We start from the raw sequence: 17677 nt of genomic DNA on the forward strand, positions 1-17677 counted from the left end.
GCACCAACGGTACGGCCGCCTTCGCGAATTGCGAAACGCAGGCCGTCGTCCATGGCGATCGGCTTGATCAGGGTGACAACCATTTTGATGTTGTCGCCCGGCATTACCATCTCAACGCCTTCCGGCAGTTCGCACGAACCGGTCACGTCGGTGGTACGGAAGTAGAACTGCGGACGGTAGCCCTTGAAGAACGGGGTGTGACGACCACCTTCTTCTTTGGACAGAACGTACACTTCAGCTTCGAACTTGGTGTGCGGCTTGATGGTGCCCGGCTTGGCCAGAACCTGGCCACGCTCGACCTCATCACGCTTGGTGCCGCGCAGCAGCACGCCGCAGTTCTCGCCAGCACGACCTTCGTCGAGCAGCTTGCGGAACATTTCCACGCCGGTGCAGGTGGTCTTGGTGGTAGCACGCAGACCAACGATTTCGATCTCTTCCTGAATGCGGACGATACCGCGCTCAACACGACCGGTTACCACGGTGCCGCGACCGGAGATCGAGAACACGTCTTCGATCGGCATCAGGAACGGCATGTCGATGGCACGAACCGGCTCAGGGATGTAGGCATCCAGAGTCTCGACCAGCTTCTTAACAGCACTGGTACCCATTTCGTTGTCGTCTTGGCCGTTCAGAGCCATCAGAGCGGAACCGATGATGATCGGAGTGTCGTCGCCCGGGAAGTCGTAGGTGGACAGCAGGTCACGAACTTCCATCTCGACCAGTTCCAGCAGCTCAGCGTCATCCACCATGTCAGCCTTGTTCAGGAAGACAACGATGTAAGGAACGCCTACCTGACGGGACAGCAGGATGTGCTCACGGGTTTGCGGCATCGGGCCATCGGCGGCCGAGCAAACCAGGATCGCGCCGTCCATCTGCGCAGCACCGGTGATCATGTTCTTCACGTAGTCGGCGTGGCCCGGGCAGTCAACGTGCGCGTAGTGACGCACGGCCGAGTCGTACTCAACGTGAGCGGTGTTGATGGTGATACCACGAGCCTTCTCTTCCGGAGCCGAGTCGATCTTGTCGAAGTCGACCTTGGCCGAACCGAATACTTCGGAGCAGACGCGAGTCAGAGCAGCGGTCAGAGTGGTTTTACCGTGGTCAACGTGACCGATGGTGCCAACGTTGACGTGCGGTTTGTTACGTTCGAATTTTTCCTTGGCCACGACAGTAAACCTCTTACTTAAAGGGCGGGATTAGCCTTGTTTTTTAACCAGAGCTTCGACGATGTTCGACGGAGCTTCTGCGTACTTGGAGAATTCCATGGAGTAGCTTGCGCGACCCTGGGACATGGAACGGACGTCGGTCGCATAACCGAACATCTCGCCCAGCGGAACTTCGGCACGGATTACCTTACCGGAAACCGAATCTTCCATACCCTGGATCAGGCCGCGACGACGGTTCAGATCGCCCATCACGTCACCCATGTAGTCCTCGGGGGTTACCACTTCCACTTTCATGATCGGCTCCAGCACCTTGCCGCCGCCCTTCTGGGCCAGCTGCTTGGTCGCCATGGAGGCGGCGATCTTGAACGCCATCTCGTTGGAGTCGACGTCGTGGTAGGAACCATCGAACACGGTGGCCTTCAGGCCGATGAGCGGATAACCGGCAACGACGCCGTTCTTCATCTGCTCTTCGATACCCTTCTGGATCGCCGGGATGTATTCCTTCGGAACCACACCACCCACAACTTCGTTGATGAACACCAGGCCTTCGGTGATGTTGCCCTTGTCGTCCACGTCCGGAGTCGAGAAACGAATCCAGCAGTGACCGAACTGACCACGACCACCGGACTGACGAACGAACTTGCCTTCGATCTCGACGTTGTCCTTGGAGATGGTTTCACGGTAGGAAACCTGCGGCTTGCCGATGTTGGCCTCGACGCCGAACTCGCGCTTCATGCGGTCGACGAGGATGTCCAGGTGCAGCTCACCCATACCGGAGATGATGGTCTGGCCGGTTTCTTCGTCGGTCTTGACGCGGAACGACGGGTCTTCCTGAGCCAGCTTGCCGAGGGCGATGCCCATCTTCTCCTGGTCAGCCTTGGTCTTCGGCTCAACAGCTACCGAGATCACCGGCTCCGGGAAGTCCATACGCTCGAGGATGATCGGCTTGTCGATGTCGCACAGGGTGTCACCGGTGGTGACGTCCTTCATACCGATCAGAGCCGCGATGTCGCCAGCGCGTACTTCTTTGATCTCGTCACGCTGGTTGGCGTGCATCTGCACCATACGACCAACGCGCTCTTTCTTGCCTTTCACGGAGTTGATAACCGAGTTACCAGACTCCAGAACGCCCGAGTAGACGCGAACGAAGGTCAGAGTACCAACGAACGGGTCGGTAGCGATCTTGAACGCCAGCGCGGAGAACGGCGCGGCATCGTCAGCCTGACGCTCGTCGAGCTGATCTTCGGTGACCTCATCCTTCGGAGTGTCGGCCAGGTCAGGGTGGATACCCTTGATCGCCGGAATTTCGGTCGGAGCAGGCAGGAAGTCGATGACGGCGTCGAGAACCAGGGGCACGCCCTTGTTCTTGAACGAGGAACCGCAGACAGCAGGAACGATTTCGCAGGCGATAGTACGAGCACGCAGGCCAGCCTTGATCTCTTCGATCGACAGCTCACCCTCTTCCAGGTACTTGTTCATCAGCTCTTCGCTGGCCTCGGCAGCAGCCTCGACCATGTTGCTGCGCCACTCGCTGGCCAGGTCAACCAGCTCCGCAGGAATTTCTTCCTCGCGGTAGGAGGTGCCTTTGTCGTCTTCGTTCCAGTAGATGGCCTTCATCTTCAGCAGGTCAACTTGACCCTGGAAGTCATCTTCTGCACCGATGGCCAGCTGAACCGGAACCGGGGTGTGACCCAGGCGGTTCTTGATCTGACCGACAACGCGCAGGAAGTTGGCGCCGGCGCGGTCCATCTTGTTCACGTAAACGATACGTGGAACACCGTACTTGTTGGCCTGACGCCATACGGTCTCGGACTGCGGCTCAACGCCGGAGGTGCCGCAGAACACCACGACAGCGCCGTCCAGTACGCGCAGGGAGCGCTCAACTTCAATGGTGAAGTCTACGTGGCCGGGGGTGTCGATGACGTTTACGCGGTACTTGTCGTACTGGCCGCGCGAACCTTCCCAGAAGGTAGTGATCGCAGCGGAGGTGATGGTGATACCACGCTCCTGCTCCTGCACCATCCAGTCGGTGGTAGCAGCGCCGTCGTGCACCTCACCCATCTTGTGGCTGAGACCTGTGTAGAACAGGATCCGCTCGGTAGTGGTGGTCTTGCCCGCGTCAACGTGGGCGCAGATACCAATGTTCCGGTAGCGGTTGATTGCTGTATTACGAGCCATAAAGCCCTCGCAGAAGTATTGAAGCCGTAATTAGAAGCGGTAGTGCGAGAACGCTTTGTTGGCCTCAGCCATACGGTGCACGTCTTCACGCTTCTTGACTGCAGCGCCTTTGCCTTCGAAGGCATCCAGCAGCTCGCCAGCCAGGCGCAGAGCCATGGACTTCTCACCGCGCTTGCGCGCGCTTTCCACCAGCCAACGCATGGCCAGGGCATTACGACGGGACGGACGAACTTCGACCGGAACCTGGTAGGTAGCACCGCCTACACGGCGGGACTTAACTTCGACCAGCGGAGCGATGGCGTCGAGAGCTTTCTCGAAGATCTCCAGGGGATCGGTGTTCTTGCGGGTTTTGACAGTCTCCAGGGCACCGTAAACGATGCGCTCGGCGACGGCCTTTTTGCCGCTTTCCATCACGTGGTTCATGAATTTAGCGAGGATCAGGCTTCCGTATTTCGGATCGTCCAGAATCTCACGCTTAGCTGCTACACGACGTCTTGGCATGATAAGCCCTCAAACGGTCTTCAGGTTAGCCCGGGACAGGTGCCCGACCTTACTCTTATCGACTCAACAAAAAGAAAATTGGCGAACCGAATTACTTCGGACGCTTGGTACCGTACTTGGAACGACCCTGCTTACGGTCTTTGACACCGGTGGTGTCCAGCGAACCGCGCACGGTGTGGTAACGCACACCCGGAAGGTCTTTTACACGACCGCCACGGATCAGTACGACGCTGTGCTCTTGCAGGTTGTGACCTTCACCACCGATGTAGGAGGTGACTTCAAAACCGTTGGTCAGACGAACACGGCACACTTTACGCAGTGCGGAGTTCGGTTTCTTCGGCGTGGTGGTGTACACACGAGTGCACACGCCACGGCGCTGCGGGCAGTTCTGCAGCGCAGGCACGTCGCTCTTCTCGACGAGACGCTTGCGCGGCTGGCGTACCAGCTGGTTGATAGTTGCCATCTATAAGCTCCACTGTTGTCTTTCGACGCTATTGCCCTAAAGCAAAATGGCAGAGCAATCGCCCTGCCAAATTTAGGGGTGCATGAGTCTAAAGAGACTCCCGCCCCCAGTCAAGACGAAGCCCCGGGCGATTGCTCGCCCGGGGCCCCTTCTCTATCAGTTGCCGCTGGAGTTCAGCGCTTCGGTCAGAGCCGCTTCGACCTCGCTCGCGCTCACGCGCTGAGGCTTGTCGGCTTCACGCTTGCGCTTGCGCTCGCTGTGGTAGGCCAGGCCGGTACCGGCCGGGATCAGACGACCCACAACAACGTTCTCCTTCAGGCCGCGCAGGTAGTCGCGCTTGCCGGTCACGGCCGCTTCGGTCAGTACGCGGGTGGTTTCCTGGAAGGAAGCCGCGGAGATGAACGACTCGGTGGACAGCGAGGCCTTGGTGATACCCAGCAGAACGCGCTCGAACTTGGCGATGAACTTGTCTTCGCCAGCCAGCACTTCGTTCTCGCCCAGGACGTGGGTCAGTTCCATCTGGTCGCCCTTGATGAAGCTGGAGTCGCCGGACTCGCTGATCTCAACCTTACGCAGCATCTGACGCAGGATGGTCTCGATGTGCTTGTCGTTGATCTTCACGCCCTGCAGACGGTAAACGTCCTGGATCTCGTTGACGATGTACTTGGCCAGTGCGCTGACGCCCAGCAGACGCAGGATGTCGTGCGGATCGCTCGGGCCGTCGGAGATAACTTCGCCGCGGTTCACTTGTTCGCCTTCGAAGACGTTCAGGTGACGCCACTTCGGAATCAGCTCCTCGTACGGATCACTACCATCGGTCGGAGTGATGACCAGACGGCGCTTGCCCTTGGTCTCCTTGCCGAAGGCGATGGTGCCGCTGATTTCCGCCAGGATCGAAGCTTCCTTCGGACGACGGGCCTCGAACAGGTCGGCAACGCGCGGCAGACCACCGGTGATGTCGCGGGTCTTCGAGGTTTCCTGCGGGATACGGGCGATTACGTCACCCACGCCCACCTGGGCACCGTCGTTGACGTTGACCAGGGCGTTGGCCGGCAGGAAGTACTGGGCCGGCACGTCGGTACCCGGCAGCAGCAGTTCCTTGCCATTGGCGTCGACCATCTTCACGGCCGGACGGATGTCCTTGCCTGCGGCCGGACGATCCTTCGGATCCAGCACCTCGATGTTGGTCAGACCGGTCAGTTCGTCGGTCTGACGCTTGACGGTGATGCCCTCCTCCATGCCGACGAAGGTCACGGTACCCTTCATTTCGGTCACGATCGGGTGGGTGTGCGGGTCCCACTTGGCGACGATGGCGCCAGCGTCGACCTTGTCGCCTTCCTTCACGGAAATCACGGCACCGTACGGCAGCTTGTAGCGCTCACGCTCGCGACCGAACTCGTCGGCCACAGCCAGTTCGCCGGAACGCGATACGGCAACCAGGTTGCCGTCGGCACGCTCGACGTGCTTCAGGTTGTGCAGACGGATTGCGCCGCCGTTCTTCACCTGGACGTTGTCGACAGCCGAGGTACGGCTAGCGGCACCACCGATGTGGAACGTACGCATGGTCAGCTGGGTACCCGGCTCACCGATCGACTGGGCAGCGATAACGCCGACAGCCTCACCGATGTTCACCTGGTGACCACGGGCCAGATCGCGGCCGTAGCACTTGGCGCAGATACCGTAGCGGGTTTCGCAGCTGATCGGCGAACGCACGATCACTTCGTCGATGCTGTTGCGCTCGATGAACTCGACCCACTTCTCGTCGACCAGGGTACCGGCCGGAACGATGATTTCGTCGCTGCCAGGCTTCGGCACGTCCTTGGCGATCACACGACCGAGCACGCGCTCACCGAGCGGCTCGACCACGTCACCACCTTCGATGTGCGGAGTCATCAGCAGACCGTGTTCGGTGCCGCAGTCGACTTCGGTCACTACCAGGTCCTGGGCCACGTCGACGAGACGACGGGTCAGGTAACCGGAGTTCGCGGTCTTCAGTGCGGTATCCGCCAGACCCTTACGAGCACCGTGAGTGGAGATGAAGTACTGGAGTACGTTCAGGCCTTCACGGAAGTTCGCGGTGATCGGGGTCTCGATGATGGAGCCGTCCGGCTTGGCCATCAGGCCACGCATACCGGCCAGCTGACGGATCTGGGCGGCGCTACCACGAGCACCGGAGTCCGCCATCATGTACATGGAGTTGAAGGATTCCTGGTCAACGGTCTTGCCTTCGCGGTCGACGACCTTCTCTTTCGAGAGGTTGGTCATCATCGCCTTGGACACTTCGTCGTTGGCCTTGGACCAGAGGTCGATCACCTTGTTGTACTTCTCGCCCTGGGTTACCAGGCCGGAGGCGTACTGCGATTCGATTTCCTTCACCTCGTCGGTGGCGGCATCGATGATGCGCGCCTTCTCGTCCGGGATGACGAAGTCGTTCACGCCGATCGACACACCGGAGATGGTCGAGTAGGCGAAACCGGTATACATCAGCTGGTCGGCGAAGATCACGGTGTCCTTCAGACCAACGGTGCGGTAGCACTGGTTGATCAGCTTGGAGATCGCCTTCTTCTTCATCGACTGGTTGACCACGTCATAGGACAGGCCGGCCGGCACGATCTGGAACAGCAGGGCACGGCCGACGGTGGTGTCGACGATGCGGGTGTTCTTGACCAGACTGCCGTCCTTCTGCTTGACGGTCTCGTTGATGCGCACCTTGACCTTGGCGTGCAGGGAAGCTTCGCCGGCGCGGAACACGCGGTCGACTTCCTGCAGGTCGGCGAATACGCGACCTTCGCCCTTGGCGTTGATGGCTTCACGGGTCATGTAGTACAGACCCAGTACCACGTCCTGCGACGGCACGATGATCGGCTCGCCGTTCGCCGGCGACAGTACGTTGTTGGTGGACATCATCAGCGCGCGCGCTTCCAGCTGGGCCTCGAGGGTCAGCGGAACGTGTACGGCCATCTGGTCACCGTCGAAGTCGGCGTTGTACGCGGCGCAGACCAGCGGGTGCAGCTGGATGGCTTTACCTTCGATCAGAACCGGTTCGAACGCCTGGATGCCCAGACGGTGCAGGGTCGGTGCGCGGTTGAGCAGCACGGGATGTTCGCGGATGACTTCGGCGAGAACGTCCCAGACCTCTGGCAGTTCGCGCTCGACCATCTTCTTGGCCGCCTTGATGGTGGTGGCCATGCCGCGGGCTTCGAGCTTGCCGAAAATGAACGGCTTGAACAGCTCGAGGGCCATCTTCTTCGGCAGGCCGCACTGGTGCAGGCGCAGGGTCGGGCCCACGGTAATTACGGAACGACCGGAGTAGTCCACGCGCTTACCGAGCAGGTTCTGACGGAAGCGACCTTGCTTACCTTTGATCATGTCGGCCAGGGACTTCAGCGGACGCTTGTTCGAGCCAGTGATGGCGCGACCGCGACGGCCGTTGTCCAGCAGGGCGTCGACCGCTTCCTGCAGCATGCGCTTTTCGTTGCGCACGATGATGTCCGGAGCGGCCAGATCGAGCAGGCGCTTCAGACGGTTGTTACGGTTGATCACGCGGCGATACAGATCGTTCAGATCGGAAGTCGCGAAGCGGCCGCCATCCAGCGGAACCAGCGGACGCAGGTCCGGCGGCAGTACCGGCAGAACGGTCAGGACCATCCACTCCGGGTGGTTGCCGGAGTCCTTGAAGGCTTCCATCAGCTTCAGGCGCTTGGACAGCTTCTTGATCTTGGTCTCGGAGTTGGTCTGCGGAATCTCTTCGCGCAGGCGGCCGATCTCGTGATCCAGGTCGATGGCGTTGAGCAGCTCGCGAACGGCCTCGGCGCCCATGCGCGCGTCGAAGTCGTCACCGAACTCTTCGAGAGCTTCGAAGTACTGCTCGTCGTTCAGCAGCTGGCCCTTCTCCAGGGTGGTCATGCCCGGATCGATCACCACGTAGCTCTCGAAATAGAGCACGCGCTCGATGTCACGCAGGGTCATGTCCAGCAGCAGGCCGATACGGGACGGCAGGGACTTCAGGAACCAGATGTGGGCGACCGGCGAGGCCAGTTCGATGTGCGCCATGCGCTCACGACGGACCTTGGCCAGGGCCACTTCCACGCCGCACTTCTCGCAGATCACGCCGCGATGCTTGAGGCGCTTGTACTTACCGCACAGGCACTCGTAGTCCTTGACCGGGCCAAAGATCTTGGCGCAGAACAGGCCGTCGCGCTCGGGCTTGAAGGTACGGTAGTTGATGGTTTCCGGTTTTTTAACTTCACCGAAAGACCAGGAACGGATCATCTCAGGCGAAGCCAGACCGATACGGATCGCATCGAACTCTTCAACCTGACCCTGGTTTTTCAACAGATTCAGCAAGTCTTTCAAGGCCTTTCCTCCTCACAGACTTGCTGCGGCCGACGTTGCGGCCGCAGCAAGGCGTGTTATTCGGTTTCCAGTTCGATGTCGATACCGAGCGAACGGATCTCTTTGATCAACACGTTGAAGGACTCGGGCATGCCGGCCTCCATGCGGTGATCGCCGTCCACGATGTTCTTGTACATCTTGGTCCGGCCGTTCACGTCGTCCGACTTCACGGTCAGCATTTCCTGCAGGGTGTAGGCGGCGCCGTAGGCTTCCAGCGCCCAGACCTCCATCTCACCGAAGCGCTGACCACCGAACTGCGCCTTACCACCCAGCGGCTGCTGAGTAACCAGGCTGTAGGAACCGGTGGAACGAGCGTGCATCTTGTCGTCGACCAGGTGGTTCAGCTTGAGCATGTACATGTAGCCGACGGTGGTCGGGCGCTCGAACTGGTTACCGGTACGGCCGTCGGTCAGGCGCATCTGGCCGCTTTCCGGCAGATCGGCCAGCTTCAGCATGGCCTTGATCTCGCTTTCCTTGGCACCGTCGAATACGGCGGTAGCCATCGGCACGCCGCCCTTCAGGTTCTTCGCCAGATCCAGGATCTCGGTATCGGAGAAGGTATCCAGGCTTTCCTGACGACCACCGATCTCGTTGTAGATCTCGTTGAGGAACTTGCGCAGCTCGGCGATCTTGCGCTGCTCTTCGAGCATGCGATTGATCTTCTCGCCCAGGCCCTTGGCCGCCAGGCCCAGGTGGGTTTCGAGGATCTGACCGACGTTCATACGCGACGGTACGCCCAGCGGGTTGAGGACGATGTCGACCGGGGTGCCATTGGCATCGTGCGGCATGTCTTCGACCGGCATGATCACGGAGACCACACCCTTGTTACCGTGACGACCGGCCATCTTGTCGCCCGGCTGGATGCGGCGTTTGATGGCGAGGTAGACCTTGACGATCTTCAGTACGCCCGGAGCCAGGTCATCGCCCTGCTGCAGCTTGCGCTTCTTGTCTTCGAACTTGTCGTCCAGCAGCTGGCGACGGTCGCTGATGTAGGCCTGAGCCTTCTCCAGCTGCTCGTTCAGAGCGTCGTCGGCCATGCGCAGCTTGAACCACTGACCACGCTCCAGACCGTCGAGGTAAGCGTCGTCGATGACAGCGCCTTTCTTCAGGCCAGCACCGCCTTCAGCCTTGGCACCAACCAGGGCGGAACGCAGACGCTCGAAGGTAGCGCCTTCGACGATACGGAACTCTTCGTTCAGGTCCTTGCGGATCTCGTCGAGCTGCTGCTTCTCGATGGCCAGGGCGCGGCTGTCGCGCTCAACGCCGTCACGGGTGAAGACCTGGACGTCGATGACGGTACCCTTGGTGCCGGTCGGCACGCGCAGGGAGGTGTCTTTAACGTCAGAAGCCTTCTCACCGAAGATCGCACGCAGCAGCTTCTCTTCCGGAGTCAGCTGGGTCTCGCCTTTCGGAGTGACCTTGCCGACCAGGATGTCGCCGGCCAGTACTTCGGCGCCGACGTAGACGATACCGGCTTCGTCCAGCTTGTTCAGCGCAGCCTCACCCACGTTCGGGATGTCCGCGGTGATTTCCTCTGGGCCAAGCTTGGTGTCACGGGCCACACAGGTCAGTTCCTGGATGTGGATCGTGGTGAAGCGGTCTTCCTGAACAACGCGCTCGGACAGGCAGATGGAGTCTTCGAAGTTGAAGCCGTTCCACGGCATGAACGCTACACGCATGTTCTGACCCAGAGCCAGTTCACCCATGTCGGTGGACGGACCGTCGGCCATGATGTCACTGCGAGCAACCTTGTCACCTTTGCTCACCAGCGGACGCTGGTTGATGCAGGTGTTCTGGTTGGAGCGGGTGTACTTGGTCAGGTTGTAGATGTCGACACCGGCTTCGCCAGTTTCGACTTCGTCGTCATTGACGCGAACCACGATACGGCTGGCATCGACGGAGTCGATCACACCACCACGACGAGCCACAACGCAGACACCGGAGTCACGGGCGACGTTGCGCTCCATGCCGGTACCGACCAGGGGCTTGTCGGCACGCAGGGTCGGCACGGCCTGACGCTGCATGTTCGAACCCATGAGTGCACGGTTGGCGTCGTCGTGCTCAAGGAACGGAATCAGCGAGGCAGCGACGGAAACGACCTGCTTCGGCGATACGTCCATCAGGGTGACGTCTTCCGGCGCCTTGACGGTGAACTCGTTCAGGTGGCGGACGGCTACCAGCTCGTCGGTCAGCTGACCTTTGGCGTTCATGGTCGCGGAAGCCTGGGCGATCACGTGATCGGCTTCTTCGATGGCCGACAGGAACACGATCTCGTCGGTGACCTGGGTGTCCTTCACCACGCGGTACGGGCTTTCCAGGAAGCCGTACTGGTTGGTGCGGGCATAGGCGGCCAGCGAGTTGATCAGACCGATGTTCGGACCTTCAGGGGTCTCGATCGGGCACACGCGGCCGTAGTGGGTCGGGTGTACGTCGCGGACTTCGAAGCCGGCGCGCTCACGGGTCAGACCGCCCGGGCCGAGTGCGGAGACGCGGCGCTTGTGGGTGATCTCGGAGAGCGGGTTGTTCTGGTCCATGAACTGCGAGAGCTGGCTGGAACCGAAGAACTCTTTCACCGCCGCCGCAACCGGCTTGGCGTTGATCAGGTCCTGCGGCATCAGGCCTTCGCTTTCGGCCATCGACAGACGTTCTTTGACGGCGCGCTCGACGCGGACCAGGCCCACGCGGAACTGGTTCTCGGCCATCTCGCCGACGCAACGTACACGACGGTTACCCAGGTGGTCGATGTCGTCGACGATACCCTTGCCGTTACGGATGTCGACCAGGGTCTTCAGCACGTCGACGATGTCTTCTTTGGACAGAACGCCGGAGCCTTCGATCTCGGTGCGACCGATACGACGGTTGAACTTCATGCGGCCAACGGCGGACAGGTCGTAACGCTCGGCGCTGAAGAACAGGTTGTTGAACAGGGTCTCGGCGGCATCCTTGGTTGGCGGCTCGCCAGGACGCATCATGCGGTAGATCTCGACCAAGGCTTCCAGCTGGTTGCCGGTGGAGTCGATCTTCAGCGTGTCGGAGATGAACGGACCGCAGTCGATGTCGTTGGTGTACAGGGTCTCGATGCGGACGACCTGAGCCTTGACGATCTTCGCCAGCAGCTCGGTGGTCAGCTCGGTATTGCACTCGGCAACGATCTCGCCGGTGGCCGGGTGCACAATGACCTTGGCGGTAGTGCGGCCCAGCAGGTAGTCGATCGGGACTTCCAGATCTTTGATACCGGCCTTGTCGATCTGGTTGATGTGGCGCGCGGTGATACGGCGGCCTTGCTCAACGATGACCTTGCCTTTCTCGTCCTTGATGTCGAACGCGGCGATCTCACCACGCAGACGCTGCGGCACCAGTTCCAGGTTGAGGGTCTCGCCCTTCACGTGGAATACGTTGGTGTCGTAGAAGGCGTTCAGCACTTCCTCGGTGCTGTAGCCCAGGGCGCGCAGCAGGACGGAAGCCGGCAGCTTGCGGCGACGGTCGATACGAACGAACACGCAGTCCTTCGGATCGAACTCGAAGTCCAGCCAGGAACCGCGGTAAGGAATGATGCGCGCCGAGTACAGCAGCTTGCCGGAGCTGTGAGTCTTGCCACGGTCGTGGTCGAAGAACACACCCGGGGAGCGGTGCAGCTGGGAGACGATCACACGCTCGGTACCGTTGATGATGAAGGTACCGTTTTCGGTCATGAGCGGAATTTCGCCCATGTACACTTCTTGCTCTTTGATGTCCTTGATCGCTTTGTTCGACGACTCTTTGTCGAAGATGATCAGACGGACTTTGACTCGCAGCGGCACGGCGAAGGTCACGCCACGCAGCACGCACTCTTTGACGTCGAACGCCGGCTCGCCCAGGCGATAGCCAACGTACTCGAGAGCGGCATTGCCGGAGTAGCTGATGATCGGGAATACGGACTTGAAGGCCGCATGCAGGCCAACGTCGCGGAACTGCTCCTTGCTCACTCCTTGCTGCAGGAATTCGCGATACGAATCCAGCTGGATGGCCAGGAGATAAGGCACATCCATCACGTCCGGCAACTTGCTAAAGTCCTTGCGGATACGTTTTTTCTCAGTGTATGAGTAAGCCATCAGCGTTCCCCAGCTTGGTCACCTGCTTGTTTGGCCACTGCCGGCGGCAATGACCAGAAAATCGTGCAAACCCTTGGTTTGCGCCGCCCTCGGGCGGGATTTTCGCGCCATGAGCGACGGCATTTCGGCCATCGCCCATAACGGAAAAAGGCCGGTGGCATCTGCCACCAGCCATCAGCCTTTCGCTTAACGCTCGGGCTGTAGACGCAAGACGCGAGCTTACTTGAGCTCGACCTTGGCGCCAGCTTCTTCCAGCTTCTTCTTGGCGTCTTCAGCAGCTTCCTTGGTCAGGCCTTCGGCGATGACTTGCGGAGCGGTGTCGACTTTCTCTTTGGCTTCTTTCAGACCCAGACCGGTCAGCTCGCGAACAGCCTTGATCACGTTGACTTTCTTCTCGCCGGCTTCGGCCAGAACAACGTTGAACTCGGTTTGCTCTTCAGCAGCGGCAGCAGCCGGGCCAGCAGCAGCAACGGTGGCAGCAGCGGCGGTAACGCCGAACTTCTCTTCCATCGCTTTGATCAGCTCAACAACTTCCAGAACGGTTTTCTGGCCGATGGCTTCGATGATTTGCTCGTTAGTCAGAGACATGACTTAAATCCTGTATTGGGGTGACAGCCTACGCAGCCATCAAATTAAACATATGATTTGAAAGGTACTTCCGCGCCTTAGGCGGCGGCAGCTTCTTTCTGGTCGCGAACGGCCGCCAGAGTACGAGCCAGCTTGCTGGTAGCGCCTTGAATCACGCTCATCAGCTGCGAAATGGCTTCGTCGTAGGTCGGCAGAGTTGCCAGTACGTCGATCTGGTTTGCTGCGAGGAACTTGCCCTCGAACGCAGCTGCCTTGATCTCGAACTTGTCGTTACCTTTAGCGAACTCTTTGAACAGACGGGCAGCAGCGCCCGGGTGCTCGTTGGAGAAAGCGATCAAGGTCGGGCCAGCGAAAACGTCGTTGAGGATACTGTATTCAGTATCAGCAACTGCACGCTTGAGCAGGGTGTTACGTACGACTTTCACGTACACACCAGCTTCACGAGCCTCTTTACGGAGTCCGGTCATTGCGCCAACAGTCACACCGCGGGCATCAGCCACAACAGCGGACAGGGCGACTTTGGCAGCCTCGTTGACTTCAGCGACGATGGCCTTCTTGTCTTCGAGTTTAATTGCCACGGGTAAAACTCCTGCTTGTTACCGTTTCACCTGATCGAAACCAGGTGTCGTTTTGGTGTCTGATTCGGTAAGGAATCGGGAGCACCATCTGCGTAGGCTTGTGGAGATTGCTCTCCGGGTTTAAGGCTTGCGCCGCCTACGGTCTTGGATAGCCCCCGCCAGGCAGGGACCCCAATCTTTGCAGGCCGGCGGACAAGTCCGCCGGCCATATCACTTAGGCTTCCAGGGAAGCCTGATCGATCACCAGACCCGGACCCATGGTGGTGCTCAGGGTCACGCGCTTGACGTACACACCTTTGGAGGTGGACGGCTTCAGACGCTTCAGGTCGGACAGCAGGGCTTCCACGTTCTGCTTCAGCGCGGCGGCTTCGAAGCCGATCTTGCCTACGGAGGTGTGGATGATGCCGTTCTTGTCGGTACGGAAACGTACCTGACCAGCCTTGGCGTTCTTGACAGCGGTAGCGACGTCCGGAGTCACGGTGCCGACTTTCGGGTTCGGCATCAGACCGCGCGGGCCGAGAACCTGACCCAGCTGACCGACGACGCGCATGGCGTCCGGCGAGGCGATGACTACGTCGTAGTTCAGATCACCGGCCTTCATTTCGGCAGCCAGTTCATCCATACCGACCTTGTCAGCACCGGCAGCCAGAGCGGCTTCAGCGCCCGGGCCCTGGGTGAACACGGCAACGCGGACGGTTTTGCCAGTGCCGTTCGGCAGCACGGTGGCGCCACGGACAACCTGGTCGGATTTACGCGGATCTACACCCAGGTTCACGGAGACGTCGAAGGACTCGGTGAACTTGACGGTGGACAGCTCGGCCAGCAGTTTGGCGGCTTCTTCGAAGTTGTAAGCCTTGCCGGCTTCTACTTTCTCGGCGATAGCCTTCTGGCGCTTGGTCAGCTTAGCCATTACACACCCTCCACGTTGAGGCCCATGCTACGCGCGGAGCCGGCGATGGTACGCACGGCCGCATCCAGGTCAGCTGCGGTCAGATCGGCCTGCTTGGTCTTGGCGATCTCTTCCAGCTGAGCACGGGTAACGGTGCCCACTTTGACGGTGTTCGGACGAGCGGAACCGCTGGTCAGGCCGGCGGCCTTCTTCAGCAGCACCGAAGCCGGGGTGCTTTTGGTTTCAAAGGTGAAGCTGCGGTCGCTGTAAACAGTGATGATCACAGGAGTCGGCAGACCAGGTTCCATGCCCTGAGTCTTGGCGTTGAACGCCTTGCAGAATTCCATGATGTTTACGCCGTGCTGACCCAGAGCAGGACCAACGGGCGGCGACGGGTTGGCCTGGCCGGCCTTTACTTGCAGCTTGATGTAAGCCTGAATCTTCTTAGCCATGAGCTACTCCAATATCGGGTCAGACGCTTCAACGAAGCTCCCCGGTTAGTACGCATTTATCCCAGTGACGACAAAACCCCGCAGCCAGCGGCTGCGGGGTACGGGATGCATTGTCCAGTTATGCCTTCTCGACCTGACTGAACTCCAGCTCCACCGGCGTGGAGCGACCGAAAATAAGCACGGCCACTTGGATCCGGCTCTTCTCGTAGTTAACTTCTTCGACAACACCGTTGAAATCAGCAAACGGCCCATCGATCACACGAACGGTTTCACCCGGCTCGAACAGAGTCTTCGGCTTCGGCTTGTCACCGCTATCGGCGACACGACGCAGAATGGCGTCAGCCTCTTTCTCGGTGATCGGCGCCGGCTTGTCGGCAGTGCCACCGATGAAGCCCATGACGCGCGGCGTATCCTTGATCAAGTGCCAAGTCGCCTCGTTCATTTCCATCTGAACCAGCACATAGCCGGGGAAGAATTTGCGCTCGCTCTTGCGCTTCTGGCCGTTACGCATCTCCACCACTTCTTCGGTGGGGACCAGAATTTCGCCGAACTCGTCTTCCATGCCAGCCAGCTTGACGCGCTCGACCAGAGAGCGCATGACATGCTTCTCGTAACCCGAGTAAGCATGCACAACGTACCAACGCTTAGCCACGGGACACCCTTAACCGACAATCAACGAAACAAGCCAACCCAGCAGGCTATCCAAGCCCCACAGGACCAGCGACATCACCAGGACCACAGCAACCACGATCAGAGTGGTCTGAGTAGTCTCCTGGCGAGTCGGCCAGACAACCTTGCGAATCTCGATGCGCGCTTCTTTGGCCAGAGCAAAGAACGCCTGACCTTTCGCAGTCTGCAGCGCGACAAAACCAACCACCACAGCCAAAGCCAGTAGTGCCAGCACGCGATACAGGAGCGGTTCAGCCGAGAAATACTGATTGCCGACAACACCAGCGACGACCAGAGCAGCTACAGCGAGCCACTTCAGCACATCAAAGCGGGAGTTTTGAGCTTCAGCTTTGGCATTCATGAGAAAACCCTGTTGAAAGAAACGCCAGATCCACTTCTAACCAGGAATCTGGCAGGCCAGGAGGGAATCGAACCCCCAACCTGCGGTTTTGGAGACCGCCGCTCTGCCAATTGAGCTACTGGCCTAAAATCGAAGTAAGGCCGACCATTATGCCGGCCTTACCGAGGCAGATCAACCGATTACTCGATGACCTTAGCAACCACGCCGGCACCAACGGTACGGCCGCCTTCGCGAATTGCGAAACGCAGGCCGTCGTCCATGGCGATCGGCTTGATCAGGGTGACAACCATTTTGATGTTGTCGCCCGGCATTACCATCTCAACGCCTTCCGGCAGTTCGCACGAACCGGTCACGTCGGTGGTACGGAAGTAGAACTGCGGACGGTAGCCCTTGAAGAACGGGGTGTGACGACCACCTTCTTCTTTGGACAGAACGTACACTTCAGCTTCGAACTTGGTGTGCGGCTTGATGGTGCCCGGCTTGGCCAGAACCTGGCCACGCTCGACCTCATCACGCTTGGTGCCGCGCAGCAGCACGCCGCAGTTCTCGCCAGCACGACCTTCGTCGAGCAGCTTGCGGAACATTTCCACGCCGGTGCAGGTGGTCTTGGTGGTAGCACGCAGACCAACGATTTCGATCTCTTCCTGAATGCGGACGATACCGCGCTCAACACGACCGGTTACCACGGTGCCGCGACCGGAGATCGAGAACACGTCTTCGATCGGCATCAGGAACGGCATGTCGATGGCACGAACCGGCTCAGGGATGTAGGCATCCAGAGTCTCGACCAGCTTCTTAACAGCACTGGTACCCATTTCGTTGTCGTCTTGGCCGTTCAGAGCCATCAGAGCGGAACCGATGATGATCGGAGTGTCGTCGCCCGGGAAGTCGTAGGTGGACAGCAGGTCACGAACTTCCATCTCGACCAGTTCCAGCAGCTCAGCGTCATCCACCATGTCAGCCTTGTTCAGGAAGACAACGATGTAAGGAACGCCTACCTGACGGGACAGCAGGATGTGCTCACGGGTTTGCGGCATCGGGCCATCGGCGGCCGAGCAAACCAGGATCGCGCCGTCCATCTGCGCAGCACCGGTGATCATGTTCTTCACGTAGTCGGCGTGGCCCGGGCAGTCAACGTGCGCGTAGTGACGCACGGCCGAGTCGTACTCAACGTGAGCGGTGTTGATGGTGATACCACGAGCCTTCTCTTCCGGAGCCGAGTCGATCTTGTCGAAGTCGACCTTGGCCGAACCGAATACTTCGGAGCAGACGCGAGTCAGAGCAGCGGTCAGAGTGGTTTTACCGTGGTCAACGTGACCGATGGTGCCAACGTTGACGTGCGGTTT

General features: G+C 59.6%; 13 protein-coding genes and 1 tRNA gene. All 14 read right to left on the reverse strand.

Features of this window, described 5'->3' with window-relative positions; genetic code table 11:
- The coding region (gene tuf, locus PTT45_RS00815) for an elongation factor Tu (protein WP_273810981.1) at positions 1–1166 on the reverse strand (1166 nt) is incomplete at its 3' end.
- Positions 1167–1196: 30 nt separating this feature from the next.
- On the reverse strand, positions 1197–3344 hold the full coding sequence (fusA, locus tag PTT45_RS00820) for an elongation factor G (protein WP_273810982.1): 2148 nt from the start codon (positions 3342–3344) through the stop codon (positions 1197–1199).
- 30 nt (positions 3345–3374) lie between these two features.
- Positions 3375–3845 carry a 30S ribosomal protein S7 gene (gene rpsG, locus PTT45_RS00825; RefSeq protein ID WP_043310291.1) on the reverse strand — a complete coding sequence of 157 codons (471 nt, stop codon included), beginning with the start codon at positions 3843–3845 and terminating at the stop codon, positions 3375–3377.
- Positions 3846–3936: 91 nt separating this feature from the next.
- Positions 3937–4308: a 30S ribosomal protein S12 gene (gene rpsL, locus PTT45_RS00830; protein WP_110683332.1), complete on the reverse strand. Its 372-nt coding sequence runs from the start codon at positions 4306–4308 to the stop codon at positions 3937–3939.
- A 156-nt stretch (positions 4309–4464) separates the two neighbouring features.
- Positions 4465–8664, reverse strand: coding sequence for a DNA-directed RNA polymerase subunit beta' (gene rpoC, locus PTT45_RS00835; protein ID WP_273810984.1), 4200 nt, complete (start codon positions 8662–8664; stop codon positions 4465–4467).
- A gap of 56 nt (positions 8665–8720) precedes the next feature.
- Positions 8721–12794, reverse strand: coding sequence for a DNA-directed RNA polymerase subunit beta (rpoB, locus tag PTT45_RS00840; RefSeq protein ID WP_273810985.1), 4074 nt, complete (start codon positions 12792–12794; stop codon positions 8721–8723).
- 219 nt (positions 12795–13013) lie between these two features.
- Positions 13014–13382: a 50S ribosomal protein L7/L12 gene (rplL, locus tag PTT45_RS00845; protein ID WP_273810986.1), complete on the reverse strand. Its 369-nt coding sequence runs from the start codon at positions 13380–13382 to the stop codon at positions 13014–13016.
- A gap of 77 nt (positions 13383–13459) precedes the next feature.
- Entirely contained in the window at positions 13460–13960 is a 501-nt protein-coding gene (rplJ, locus tag PTT45_RS00850) for a 50S ribosomal protein L10 (protein WP_137975135.1), read from the reverse strand.
- Positions 13961–14174: 214 nt separating this feature from the next.
- Positions 14175–14870 (reverse strand): 50S ribosomal protein L1, encoded by a 696-nt coding sequence (gene rplA, locus PTT45_RS00855; RefSeq protein WP_273810988.1) that lies wholly within the window; start codon positions 14868–14870, stop codon positions 14175–14177.
- Entirely contained in the window at positions 14870–15301 is a 432-nt protein-coding gene (gene rplK / locus PTT45_RS00860; RefSeq protein ID WP_004373444.1) for a 50S ribosomal protein L11, read from the reverse strand. The genes rplA and rplK overlap by 1 nt, the downstream gene beginning before the upstream one ends.
- 118 nt (positions 15302–15419) lie before the next feature.
- Positions 15420–15953 (reverse strand): transcription termination/antitermination protein NusG, encoded by a 534-nt coding sequence (gene nusG / locus PTT45_RS00865; RefSeq protein ID WP_220815297.1) that lies wholly within the window; start codon positions 15951–15953, stop codon positions 15420–15422.
- Positions 15954–15962: 9 nt separating this feature from the next.
- Positions 15963–16331 (reverse strand): preprotein translocase subunit SecE, encoded by a 369-nt coding sequence (gene secE / locus PTT45_RS00870; protein ID WP_043310282.1) that lies wholly within the window; start codon positions 16329–16331, stop codon positions 15963–15965.
- A 49-nt stretch (positions 16332–16380) separates the two neighbouring features.
- Positions 16381–16456, reverse strand: a tRNA-Trp gene (locus tag PTT45_RS00875).
- A 54-nt stretch (positions 16457–16510) separates the two neighbouring features.
- The coding region (tuf, locus tag PTT45_RS00880) for an elongation factor Tu (RefSeq protein WP_273810991.1) at positions 16511–17677 on the reverse strand (1167 nt) is incomplete at its 5' end.

The organism is Pseudomonas sp. Gutcm_11s (genome assembly GCF_028649395.1).
Lineage (GTDB): Bacteria > Pseudomonadota > Gammaproteobacteria > Pseudomonadales > Pseudomonadaceae > Aquipseudomonas.